The organism is Ruminococcus sp. RTP21484sp1_RTP21277st1_D2_RTP21277_210401 (assembly GCF_040924225.1).
Classification (GTDB): domain Bacteria; phylum Bacillota; class Clostridia; order Lachnospirales; family Lachnospiraceae; genus Blautia_A; species Blautia_A faecis.
Window position 1 is genome coordinate 57,515 of record NZ_JBCOMJ010000005.1, and the last position, 12,455, is coordinate 69,969.

The 12,455-nt window shown below is 35.4% G+C and carries 14 protein-coding genes; 6 read left to right on the forward strand and 8 right to left on the reverse strand.

What is annotated here, in order from left to right:
- Positions 1–8: 8 nt before the first annotated feature.
- Both AB5706_RS05340 and AB5706_RS05345 read right to left on the reverse strand, forming a co-directional pair.
- Positions 9–794 carry a hypothetical protein gene (locus tag AB5706_RS05340; protein ID WP_117851423.1) on the reverse strand — a complete coding sequence of 262 codons (786 nt, stop codon included), beginning with the start codon at positions 792–794 and terminating at the stop codon, positions 9–11.
- A 99-nt stretch (positions 795–893) separates the two neighbouring features.
- Positions 894–1,532, reverse strand: coding sequence for a single-stranded DNA-binding protein (locus AB5706_RS05345; protein WP_015526835.1), 639 nt, complete (start codon positions 1,530–1,532; stop codon positions 894–896).
- A gap of 390 nt (positions 1,533–1,922) precedes the next feature.
- Between AB5706_RS05345 and AB5706_RS05350 the strand changes: the two genes are divergently transcribed.
- Positions 1,923–2,162: a hypothetical protein gene (locus AB5706_RS05350; RefSeq protein ID WP_025580526.1), complete on the forward strand. Its 240-nt coding sequence runs from the start codon at positions 1,923–1,925 to the stop codon at positions 2,160–2,162.
- 374 nt (positions 2,163–2,536) lie between these two features.
- Here AB5706_RS05350 and AB5706_RS05355 read toward each other — a convergent pair whose 3' ends face one another.
- Positions 2,537–3,211, reverse strand: a complete 675-nt coding sequence (locus AB5706_RS05355; protein ID WP_225084395.1) for a response regulator transcription factor — start codon at positions 3,209–3,211, stop codon at positions 2,537–2,539.
- A 221-nt stretch (positions 3,212–3,432) separates the two neighbouring features.
- Between AB5706_RS05355 and AB5706_RS05360 the strand changes: the two genes are divergently transcribed.
- The 5 genes from AB5706_RS05360 (at position 3,433) to AB5706_RS05380 (ending at position 9,205) form a co-directional block, all read left to right on the forward strand.
- Complete coding sequence (locus AB5706_RS05360; protein WP_015526838.1) at positions 3,433–4,362, forward strand: ABC transporter ATP-binding protein; 930 nt, start codon at positions 3,433–3,435, stop codon at positions 4,360–4,362.
- Positions 4,349–5,158, forward strand: a complete 810-nt coding sequence (locus tag AB5706_RS05365; protein ID WP_054337552.1) for an ABC transporter permease — start codon at positions 4,349–4,351, stop codon at positions 5,156–5,158. Before AB5706_RS05360 ends, AB5706_RS05365 begins: the two co-directional genes overlap by 14 nt.
- Before the next feature lie 280 nt (positions 5,159–5,438).
- Positions 5,439–6,689: a radical SAM/SPASM domain-containing protein gene (locus AB5706_RS05370; protein WP_025580532.1), complete on the forward strand. Its 1,251-nt coding sequence runs from the start codon at positions 5,439–5,441 to the stop codon at positions 6,687–6,689.
- A gap of 19 nt (positions 6,690–6,708) precedes the next feature.
- The gene (locus tag AB5706_RS05375; RefSeq protein ID WP_117457428.1) at positions 6,709–8,310 is read left to right on the forward strand and encodes an ATP-binding cassette domain-containing protein; all 1,602 of its coding nucleotides are present in this window, start codon (positions 6,709–6,711) and stop codon (positions 8,308–8,310) included.
- A gap of 13 nt (positions 8,311–8,323) precedes the next feature.
- On the forward strand, positions 8,324–9,205 hold the full coding sequence (locus AB5706_RS05380; RefSeq protein ID WP_179966168.1) for a sensor histidine kinase: 882 nt from the start codon (positions 8,324–8,326) through the stop codon (positions 9,203–9,205).
- 277 nt (positions 9,206–9,482) lie between these two features.
- Here AB5706_RS05380 and AB5706_RS05385 read toward each other — a convergent pair whose 3' ends face one another.
- From AB5706_RS05385 to AB5706_RS05405, 5 genes are all read right to left on the reverse strand, one after another.
- Positions 9,483–9,923 (reverse strand): hypothetical protein, encoded by a 441-nt coding sequence (locus AB5706_RS05385; RefSeq protein WP_025580278.1) that lies wholly within the window; start codon positions 9,921–9,923, stop codon positions 9,483–9,485.
- Between the two features lie 13 nt (positions 9,924–9,936).
- Positions 9,937–10,623 (reverse strand): hypothetical protein, encoded by a 687-nt coding sequence (locus AB5706_RS05390; RefSeq protein ID WP_004223695.1) that lies wholly within the window; start codon positions 10,621–10,623, stop codon positions 9,937–9,939.
- Between the two features lie 13 nt (positions 10,624–10,636).
- Positions 10,637–11,194, reverse strand: coding sequence for a sigma-70 family RNA polymerase sigma factor (locus AB5706_RS05395; RefSeq protein ID WP_225084390.1), 558 nt, complete (start codon positions 11,192–11,194; stop codon positions 10,637–10,639).
- A 26-nt stretch (positions 11,195–11,220) separates the two neighbouring features.
- Positions 11,221–11,631, reverse strand: coding sequence for a zinc-finger-containing protein (locus AB5706_RS05400; RefSeq protein ID WP_004223692.1), 411 nt, complete (start codon positions 11,629–11,631; stop codon positions 11,221–11,223).
- Between the two features lie 446 nt (positions 11,632–12,077).
- Positions 12,078–12,440 (reverse strand): hypothetical protein, encoded by a 363-nt coding sequence (locus tag AB5706_RS05405; RefSeq protein WP_101871471.1) that lies wholly within the window; start codon positions 12,438–12,440, stop codon positions 12,078–12,080.
- Positions 12,441–12,455 lie beyond the last annotated feature (15 nt).

Genomic DNA, 12,455 nt, shown 5'->3' on the forward strand with positions numbered 1-12,455 from the left:
TTCCTCCTTTATTCTTTTATCCAGGATAATTCTAGTGCCTGGTCCTTTTCTTTTGCGGTCAATTCATCTTTTTGGAAGATGGAAATGAGAATATCCCAATAGTTTCGTGGCGGGAAATAATCAAAACAATCCTTGATTTCCGCTGTATCACCATTTTGGATGTAAATTTGCCCGTTTTCATTAATATAGAGTTTATGGTGTCCTTTCGCATGGAGCTGTCCGATAAGGTTCTCCAGTTTTTTCTTGCCAATTAAGGAATACCAGGATTCCGGATCAGCAAAAGGAACATCGTCCTCATCGGTAACTGTGACAGTCTTTTTGAGGCTGGCAATGGTCAGCATTTGAAGTTCCAGATATCCGTATTGGTTCATACGTGCTTCCGCAAAGTTGTAGTCCTCCGTATGAAAGGTTCTCAGACGTATGGGATTTCCGCAAAGGAGCTGCTTCATGGATGGCGGCTTCTGGAATTCCCATGTTGCATTTGGAAATGCAGCCTGTAGTTTGTCGGTAATCTGATAGCTGATTTGTCTCCAAAGCAATTCTTCTGTTTCGGAAACTGGTTCAGATGATTTCAAAGAAGACCAAGGGCTTGTTTTGCCCTGGTTCTTGAGTAGGTTTAGAGTCAGTTTATGGATTTTGGGAAGAAGTGTGGAAAGAAATAGCAGCAGGATGCCAAGGATTCCGATACTTGCGACTGCATTACGATTTCCATTTCCTGGTATGAATATAGTTGCAATTAACAAAATTATTGTGAGCATACTTAGAACTTTAAGAAATTTCTTTTGTGTATTCACTTCATTTCCTCCATGTTTGTTTCAATAGAAAAAGGAATTGCAGCAGACCAGTAGATACTGGAAAGTCGCAATTCCTTCATTTTAGGGATCTTTGATAATTTACGGGAATGGAAGCTGCTGTGGTGGTGTATTTTCCGGAATATTGGTAAATCCATCACCAGATACATTGCCAGCCGTAAATCCCTGTGGTGCATAAGCCGATCCCCCTGCCGGAGCATAAGACATCTGTTGTGCGGCCTGTGGCATCATATTGTTATTGACTGGCATTGCGCCAGTAGGCACGGTACCGGAAGGATTCATTCCCGGGTTTCCATTATAAGTAGCACCGTTTGCTGGTACTGGTGGAACATTTGGATTTCCGACCATTGGATTCCCCGGTACAGGTGTTGCTGCATTGGTATCATTACGATTCGCAGGTAAGAACTGCCAGTCCTTTACCATAATTTGCGGCGTGATAGCTGCTTGACCTGCATTATTGCCTTTCTGGTGAATATACGGATGGAGTTCTAAATCTCCGTAGACCATGAGACACGTTGATTTTTTGACACCGGCTTTTATCAGTCGATCTGCAAGAAACTTGTTGCAGTAACACTGATAGAAGATGGGTTCTTCCTTTCCGCTTTGACCTCTCTGGTTGGTAGCAAGCCCCAGACTGATGTATTCAGTTCCGGAATTCTTTGCTTGTTGCATAACCGGATCGGCAGTTACCCTTCCTGTTACAATGATAATAGATGACATAAAAATTCTCCTTTCTGCCCTTTGGGCGATAAAATAGTGATAAATAAAAAAAGTGCCATTATAGCACCGTATAAAACGGCATTATAATGACACGATTTTCCAACTTAAACTGCATGTGTACTGGAGATAGTATCCAGACACCCTATAAAGGGATAACACAAAACTTAAATACAATATCATAGTAACACAAGATATAGCGAAGGTCAATGATAAAATGCCATATATAGTATTTTGCGATTCGAAATAATAATTTTTGTGTCAAAATGCTTGGAAGTGTAGTATTTTATGAGGATAATCCCAAATAGATATAAAATTTTCATAAAACACTACTACCTTTTCAGAGTAGATAAAATGTGGTAGAATGAGGAAAAATTATTAGGAGGATGCATTATGGCAAGACGAAAAAAACTGGAAAACACATCTTTGGAAGAGCAACTGGAGTATGTGGAACAGGAGATTCGTACAAAAGAGTCCGATTTAAAGGAACTGCGTCATAAAGCAAAAGAGATTCAAAAAGAGATAGAAGAGAAGCAGAAAGATGAGCTGTTTAAGGCTTTGGTAGCATCTGGGAAAACCATTGATGAGGTTATGAGATTTATAAAGGCAACAGGAGAAGATAAAATCGAATAAAAAAAATGAAAGATGCCGTTGTGGGGGAGTGAATCTGCAACGGTGTTTTTTATGGTCAGCTGAAATACAAATGATTTTCATAGACCACAATCACCGTTACCTTGGAAAGGAATATGTAGTGGTTCGAAGTTGTGTCTTTGCATTTGTAATTCGTAGATTTAATATATACTGCGTGGAAGTTAAGCCATTGTAGTGTCTAAAACTACGGATAACTCAGATGGTGCTTGGACGTATGTGATAGTTAATGAAGTGTTTGTGCCTGAAAAAATTGTTGAGGGTATACCTAGTTGTTTGAAAGTATGAAAAAAGTGAATAGGGTAAAAAATACCGTTACAGATTAATCTTTGTAATGGTATTTTTTGCGTGAATTTATTCTAACGGTGTAATTTATAACCTATTCCCCATACAGTATCGATATAAGGGGCTTGGTTTCCTATATGCTCTAGTTTTTTTCTTAGTTTGCTTATATGGACATTGAGAGTATTATCATCTGAAATATAATCTTTTCCCCAAATAAGTTGATATAAAGATTCCTTTGTAAAAGTCTGTTTTGGATGTTTGATTAGTAGCTGTAAGAGGTTATATTCGGTAGTAGTCAGAGTAAGCTCTGTGTTATTTACAAGTACTTTGTGATCATCCACATTTATGCGAATATCTTTAAAGGAATATTCCGTTTGGGGACTTTCGCTGCAACGGCGCAAAACACTTTCTATTCGTGCGAGAACTTCTTCATGATAAAAAGGTTTAGTTATATAATCATCTGCACCGGATCGGAGAAGGTTTATACGAATCTCAGGCTGATTTTTGGCAGATATAACAATAACTGGAATAGAATTGTTGTGTTTTTTTAGGTGAAATAGTATTTTTTCACCAGGCAAATCGGGAAGCATCAAATCTAATAACATTAAATCATATTTTTTAGAGGAAAGAGCTTCAATTGCTTCTATCCCATTGTGATATGCTGAAACATTGTAATGGTTTCTTTTTAATAATTCTGTAAAAATAAAGCAAATTTCTTTATCATCTTCTACTAATAATATATCAATCATAATAAACTCCTTTGGTAATAGGTATGGTAAAAATACTAACATGATTTGTAATTTCATACAAGTTACTGTTTTAAATAATTTGAAGGTTTCATAGGCGAGTGGGAAAATATAAAGATAAATTTATAATTTTATGGAAATTTAAGAACTGATTTAAGAGAAATGTTAGAATTAGACATTATCATTATCATTATAGGATTTAAGAAACGAGGGAAGTGATTAGAATGAAAGAACCCGAAAAAATATTGGAAGCAAAAGATATTTGTAAAGCATACGGAAAAAATATGGTACTTAATCAGGTAAATCTTACGATAAAAGCGGGCGAGATATATGGACTGGTTGGAGAAAATGGTGCAGGAAAAAGTAGCCTGATGAAAGTTATTACAGGACTAACAAAGCCGACTTCAGGTGAGATAAGTTTATTTGGTAAAAAAAATCTTGAAGATGAAAGAAATAAGATAGGATGTTTAATTGAAAATCCAGCTTTGTATATGGACATGACAGCACGCCAAAATTTGGAAATCCAGCGTACTCAACGAGGAATTCCAGGAAAAAGTAGTATTGATGAAGTTCTGGAAATAATGGATTTAAAGGACGCTGGAAATAAAAGAGTGAAGGCTTTTTCTTTAGGGATGAAACAGCGATTAGGAATTGCAATTGCATTGCTTGGTCGCCCACAGTTGCTAATTTTAGATGAACCAATAAATGGCTTAGATCCAACCAAAATTAAATATGTGCGAGAAGTCTTAAAGAATATGAATGAAGAAGATGGTACAACGATACTTATATCCAGTCATATTTTGCCAGAGTTACATCAACTTGCAACTGTATATGGATTTATACATCATGGAAAAATGTTACAACAGATTACAGATAAAGAATTAGATGAGAAATGTCGTCGTCATGTTCATATCGAAGTAGACAATGTGGAAAAGGCTAGTTGTATTTTAGATGAGAGGTATCCAGAAAGTCAAATAAAAGTTTATTTAAGAAATGTGATTAAGGTATTTGGTTATAATAAAAATATTTCTGATATAACAAAAGAATTAGTATATGGAGGAGTTGGTGTAGAAAAAATAGGATATGAAGGAGAAGACTTAGAAGAGTATTACACAAATCTATTATCGGAGGTGAAATCGAATGAGACAGCTTAAAGCAGAGTACTATAAAATGAAATATTCGCGAGCCTCGAAGTGGGTTTTAGTATTTATGGCATTTATTTTTTTTATACCGTTCGTTGTGGGAAATGATACATTGTTTATGACTTTTGGTGATTATAGAAATATAGATAGCATTGGTTGGATTTGCTACATAGACGACATGAATAATGTAAAAGCTGCAGAAATCGCAAGATTTGCATTATCAATTAATTTTTTTTCTTGGATTGGATTAATTGTCTATATTACGACAATGGTATCTGCAGAATTTCATCAAGGAACAATAAGAGCTTCTGTCGTATATGGGATAAATCGAACCAAATTATTTTTAAGTAAATTACTGGTGATAAATGTTCACTTTTTTATTCTCTATTATATTGTGGAAACTGCATTAGGCTTAGGATTAGCATGGAAGTATGGTTTTCATTATAAAGGTGAGGAATTTTTGATTTTTATCGGAATGGTTACCTTAAATATGATAGCTATGATTGGAATGGAAGCTGTGGCGGTTTTGATTACGGTTTTAGTAAAGAATACAGGAATTGTGGCAGCTTTATCATGTGTATATTTCTTTGCAGGTGCGATTACTTATCCTATGGTATATGAGAATTTTCAAAATCAATCAGTGCTTCTTAAAGCATTTTGTGTTATGAACCCGACCACTTATATGTATAATATTTGTGGATATCGGATGACAAATGGGATTGTTGTTGGAACTATTATGTATGGTATGGGTGCGTGCCTGGTGGGGATAGTTTTAATGCATTTTGCATTGAAACGTCAAGAACTTTAATTTGTGTTTCAAGTAGCTCTTACTACTTTGAAATAAATAAATATTTTACAGGAGGATATTGCAATGAAGTGGATTAACAAAGCATCAGAGGACAAAAGTACAAGAATCTGCTGGGTTTACAATGATAAAGGTTGTGGATCTAAAAAGGCTACATGTGTAATTCGTTACTAAAGATATTTGTAGTCAGTAAAGGAAAATGTGCTCAGCAATATGCTGGGCACATTTTCATTATTGCAAAGAACACTGTGAAAACAAGAGATTAAGAAAAGAGGATATAATAATGAAATTATCAAGATACAATATAGAGAAAAAAGAAGATAAAAGTTGTTTGATTTACAATACGGTCACATCTGCAATACTGGAATTAGATACTGATTATGAAAAATCATATTATGAAATGAAAGAAGGGAAAAAATGTTCAAAGCCTGATTTAGAGTCAGCATTATTAGAGGGTGGTATGCTAGTTGAAGATGATAAAGATGAATTTGCAGAATTGCTTATAAGAAATAAAATAGAAAGGTTTGCGGATTCAAATCTTACATTAACTATTGCCCCAACTATGGCATGTAATTTTTGTTGTCCCTATTGCTATGAAAAAGGGAGAGAATATATTACTATGTCTGAGACTGTTCAGGATCAATTAACATCGCAGCTCAAAGAAAAATATCAGCATATACATGAATTAACGGTATCTTGGTATGGAGGGGAGCCATTATTGGCAATTGAAACTATTGAAAAATTAACCAAAAAGATAAAGTCTGTTTTGCCACTTGGTTGCAAATATAATGCGGATATGGTCACAAATGGTTATAAATTGACTAGAAGAGTAGCTGAAAAATTAAAAGACATGGACATCCACTATATTCAAGTTACTTTAGATGGTTCAAAACAAGCCCATGATAGTAGAAGGATTCTCCATAATCATCAGCCTACCTTCGAACATATATTGGACAATATAAGAGAATGTGCGGATATTTTGAATATTTCGATAAGAATTAATGTTGACAAGACAAATATAAACGAAGCAACAGAAATATTTGATTGGCTAGAAAGATATGGTTTAAAAGGTAGAGTTGGTTATTATTTAGCACCAGTAGATGATATTAATGGAGTATGTAATAATCATATATGTATGGAACGACCACAGTACGCAAAAGAAGAGATTGCGTTTTATAAAGAAGGGATTAAGAGAGGCTTTATGTACCAAGGTGTTAAGCCGAGCAATTATGGTGTATGTGGAGCAATTAGCTTAAATTCATTTGTGATAGGTCCAGATGGAGCGTTGTATAAATGTTGGAATGATATTGGATATAGTGAACGAAGTATCGGTAATTTGGAAAAAGGAATCAAACTTACAAATAAATTTGTAGAATGGCTTTCCTATGATGTTGTAAAGGATCAAGAATGTAAAGATTGTTCATTTTTTCCAGTATGTTATGGTGGGTGTGCTGCTTATAAAAATAAGATTTGTTCTTCAGTAAAATGGAATGCAGAAGAGATGTTGGAGCTGATGAAAGAAATGGCTCAATGAAATAGCAGGGAGAATTGGAATGATAAAATTTTGCAGTAAATATGTTTTTCAATATAAAATAGAATATGGGATATATTTTTTGTTGGGTATTATACTGTGCGGGTTAAATACATTTATACCGGCTGCTATGGGACAATTTATTAATATGTTTAATGTGGAAACAACATATTCAGCAATGTTAAAATTCATATTTTTATTACTGTTATTGTATGTTGGTAAGGAAATTGTCTGCTATGTCAATAAAATACTTTATATAAGGATACAGACTAATGCAGCATTTTCATTAAATTTCGAAATTGTAAATCATTTAAAAAAAGTTTCGCCACTCGTAATTGGCAGAACTGATTTATCGTACTTATCTCAAAGGATAAACAATGATGCGAATGATGTACTTATTTTTTTCATCAGCTCCTTGACTGAATTGATATTTTCAGTTTTTTCAGCGGGTATAATCTTATTTATGATTTGGAAAATGGATTCGATTGCTTTTATAGTTACAATGTTTTTATTAGCACTTTATTTTTTTATATATATTGGCTTCAAAAAGCGTATTTATAATTGCAGTTATGGAATGAAAGAGGAGAAATCCAATTTCTTCTCCAGACTGCAGGAACAATTAGAAAAAATAGAGTTTATAAAAATACATAGTATGGATTCATTTTTTTCAAATAGGTTAGTAGCATCATATCAAAAATTATATCGATCTATATTTAAACAACAAGCGACTATCCAGGCATTTGCAAATCTTGAAGGGATTGTAGGGGCAATATCTGTATGCATTTTACTTTGGATTGGAGGAAAAAAGATACTTACTGGAGATATGCAAATAGGATATTTCTATATGATTTCAGTATATTTTAATATGATTTTGGAATATGGAAAAGAAATAGTGGCATACGGTCAAGAATACCAAGAGGCTTATGTATCCTTTGAACGTATAAAATCTATTTTAGAAATTAAGGAGCAGTCTAAGGGGTGTATAAGACTTAATGAAATCAAACAAATTAGAATTCAGGATTTGAATTTTGCATATGACCAGAAAGAAACCATAAAAAGTTTTTCTACAAACTTAAAAAAGGGGAAAGTTTATGGATTGAAAGGAGAAAACGGATGTGGGAAAAGTACACTTATTAAAATTTTAATGGGTATGTATGTAGATGAATATCAAGGGAATATAATATGGAACGATACAGAAATGAGAAATTTAGATATGGATTATATAAGAGAACATGTAATCAGTGTAACAGAACAGGAGCCGACTTTAATAGCAGATACAATATATAATAATATTGCTTTATATCGAAAGCTTGATGTAAAATGTATACAGAGAGCCGTTGATTGCTTTGGTGATAGTATTTTGAAAAGAGATAATTGGGATTTGCAAATTAATGAAAAGTCAAGTAATATTTCCGGTGGAGAAAAGCAAAAAATTGCAATTATTCGCCAAGTAGTGCAAGACGGTCAGGTAATGATTTTTGATGAGCCTACCTCAGCTATGGATGAGAGTGGAAAAAAACAATTTTTACAGTTGATCGATCAAATTAAAAATCATAAAATAATTATTATTGTTTCACATGATAATGCAATCTTGAATACATGTGATGAGATTCTAATATTATAAGGAGATATGAAGTTTGCTAGTTGTCTTTTTAATAACAGGAGTGTTTATATTATTAGGCATATTATACATTTTTCATCTGAAGAGGGAAATTAGAAGAATTATAGAATGGATAGAACATAATGAGCATATCTACTCGGTCAATGTATTGGATAAAGATATTGAGAACCTTGCACTTAGTATCAACAAGCGAATTAAAGAAGATGAACGAAAAGAACATCAGCTAAAAAAACAGGATAAAAATTTTAAAAAGATGGTAGCAAATTTATCACACGATTTACGTACTCCATTAACTGTTATTATTGGTTACTTGCAGTTAATTAGATTAGAAAAAAATGTGAATGAACCTGTTAATAGCTATATAGAACATATTGAAAAAAAGGCGGATTATTTAAAAAAATTAGTAGACGATTTATATTTATTGTTTTGGAGTGAAGCAATAGAGAGCGAAGTTGATATGAAATCAGTCAATATTACAGAGGTAGTCACTTCTTTGTTAAAGGAATATATTCAAAATTCAAAACGTGCCTCAGAACAATTAGATATTAGACTGCCACATGGAAACATTTGGATACTTGCTCAAGAGAAAATATTAATTAGAATTTTATGTAATTTAATAGATAATGCTTTAAAGTATAGTACTGGTGATATAATGTTTTACATGTGGGGAGAATCCGAGTATTGTCATATACAAATAAGCAATCCTTCTGATTATATTAGTGATGAAGAATTAAAATCTATATTTGATTTGTTTTACACAAAAGATGAAGCAAGGATAAAAAGCAGTGGTATCGGATTGTATGCTACTAGAAAGCTAGTAATACAAATAAGTGGTGATATTCAAGTGAATTATGAAGCGGGAATTTTCACTGTCAGTATAAAGTTGCCCTTAATATGAAAAAATTGGTCACAGTAGAAAAATAAAAGATATTGTTACTGCATTTTGAAACCCTGAAAGTGAAAGCACTGTCCATTTTTTGAAGAGTCTTCTGGAATACAATAGATTATTATTCCCTGCGATTGCTGTTATGCTGTCATCCTTGAGACAGAATACGTGGTAGTTCGGAGTGGTTTTTGTCATTTCACTGGGACGGCAGAAGGAAAACTTATAAAGCATAATAGAAGTGGGTATGTGAAAGTGGCATATCCACTTCTATTGTATTTAGAGAAGAAATCTAAGAGTTCTTCGGGGAAACATCTTCATTTAGGGATAATTCCTCATACGCAAGTAAATCCGGAGTAACCTTTTCTTCACCCGAAAGGTTTGCTACATTCCGGAAATATAGGCGATAATAATGTCCAGATAAAAGGCGGATATTTTTATCGAATGTAAAGTGATATTCTTTCTGGTCAGTGGAACGGAAAATAATTTTCTGTTTCTTGGTAAGTGGGCTGACTTCACGTTTTGTACAGGTTCCAGTTAATTCGGTATAGTCATGCATCTTGATGGTATGTAGCAGACTCACAATTCGTATGGCAGTTCCAACACCGATGCAAAGACTCATAAGGAGAAATATCTGGTCGTCTGTTATAAATCCGTAAATACATCCAAATAGGACACAGAAAAAGCCGATTGCCCCATGGACAATCAGCTTATTAAGAAATGGTTTTGGCATAATTTGCTCCTTCCTATAATTTTTCAAATGCAATCTGTTTATTGAGGTACAAATTACTGATGGCTTCCAGTACAGGATAACCGGCATGGGTGAATTGGATATCCTGTGCCAGGGTACGGAATGTTGCATCCGAGGTTTCATAGAGCTGCGTCAAAAGTTGCTCTGTATTTTGTGGATGGATGCCCTGTTCTACACAGGTTACAAGCTCTGCCGTAGAAATCTGTACTTTTTTTGCTATTTGGAGTACCGTGTCCTCTATAGCAGTCCGTGCCGGCTTTTTTAGATAATGGATCAGTTCCTTTGTGTGCAGTTTTTTCTTCATGCAGAGATAGATGCAGGTAAAAAGCCGTACTGAAAAACTGTCCTGCAATGGGCTGATATAAAGTTCTCCTAAGAGGCGGTACAGGGCATCCACACCAGTTAAACCATCCCCTTTTACAACCAGTCCTCGAAGCAGCAGCCGATTCAGGTAAGGTTCAATGGGGATATTTTCCGAACGGTGATGTTTTTTCAAGCGTTCGGAAAAAGCAGACTGCAATTCATGGATCTGTCGGATTTGAAATGCGAGGCTGCTCCACAGAAAGAATTCTTCTTCTGTCAGTCCGTATTCCTGCCGGTTATTGATAACAGTCGGTGTTTTATGTTCCTTTATGGAATCCTGGAATCGTAGGATTCCGACTGCAGTATAAAGTGTCAGCATAATCGTTCTCCCTTCAAGATAAAAGAGTATATAATTTGGTATCCTGCTGTAAGTATTTCCGGGCTTTGCTTTGCCATGCCCGGACATGATTCATTGGGACACCATAATGTTTGGAAATTTCTTGGTTGGTATATCCTTTTTGCTGCAGGAGCAGGGCATGTATTCCTTTTCTTAGTGTATTGCAGCTTCTCGCTTCTAAGGACTGCAGGTGCTTATAAATGGGTTCCTGGTTCATACATTGTTCCTGCCATAGTTCGGTTTTTTGGTCTACAAGCAGGGGTTCCATGTCAAATTCGGAAGATGCATACATGGAACAGGTGTATTTTCGTTCTTTTTGCAGTTTTCTCCAATAACTGTAAATGGCATTTCGTATGGCAACTTTGGCGTAAACTGCAAAGGGACGGGTGTTGTCATAGTTCATGGCGGCTTTGCATAAAGCTAAGTTTCCGGCTTGCAGAAGGTCTTGCTGCTCATCGTATGAGACATAAGCACAACGGGAAGTCAATTTTTTTACCATTTCAGGTACCAAATATAAGTACTCCTCTGTCAATCGGCGTTCATCATCTGTCATCGGGATGATCATACATATCCCCCCTTTCAACCAATGGCCCTGAGAGGGATATGGTTATTCTCCAGAATCTTCATGGATTCCAGAATTAGTTGATCACACATATAAGTGCTAAATTCTCCGATGTGTGCTTCCTTGGCAGTCAGACAGAATTTATCAGCAATCCAGCGGTAAGCCTCCGATTTCGTAAAGATGTGGTTTAGCCATATCTGGTCAAATACCCGGTGTGCTTGGATCCTTTTTTGCCGAAGCTCTTTGTTTGCCAGTTTTCCTTTGGCATTGGTAGTGCCAGGATGAACTCCTACATAAGAATTACACTGTGGGAAGTGACTGCACACATAGAGTTTTCCATCTTTCGCTTTATTTCCATATACATAGGACGCATCCCTTAAAATTGCGATGCTGCCGCAGTATGGGCAGCGGATTTGTTTCTGTTTCATAAAGATTCACCTCGCTTACGTGTTTTATACGTATATTGTAAGAAAGCAGGTGATGAATTCCCATAGGATGGGCATAGAAACTACTCCCAGATTCGGACTAAATGGCACAAAATGGCAGAAAATCTAAGAATAGAACAGTGCCTTGATAAGCGGAAAGAAACCGCTGTCTGCAAAACGTGAGTAATTTACTGGTGTAAAGATGAACCCTGCACAGAAAATCCGGATGACATAAACAGAAATCAGAGCTATACATAGCCGATACAGATTTCTGGTGCGTTTGTTCCAGGGCTTTCTCGGACGAAACTTCAGGTACAGGATTAAAAGTGCAGGAATAAAAATAAAGTTCGTAAATATTGTATCGATTCCTTGAATCATAGCAGTGAAATTCAACATAAAATCGCCTCCTTTCTTATCCTGTACGCAGAAAGTGCCAAAAGTGCAACCTTTTACCAGTGATAATGAGATGCTTCCTGGTGCCGCAGTAAAGCAAAACAAGGACATGGCTTATCGGTCAATGCTTCTTTTGCAAAGTAGAGTCCATATAAAGACTGAAATTGTTCCAGTGTTATGGCGGATAGACATTCCGTTGGTTCCGGTATGCGGGAGAAGAGCATACGGGCATCTGCCATGGGCAGGACACATGGACTGCCGTTTTCATCTGGATGATATAAGAAGTGTGGGCCATTACAATAACCTGGGGTTTTACAGGAAACACAGCGAACATAAATACAGGAATGCCAATTTCCATCACAAATATCTAAAAAATGCCGGATGTGTTTGGCATCGGCATTACAACGAGATTGTTCCATATTCATCACCTTTAT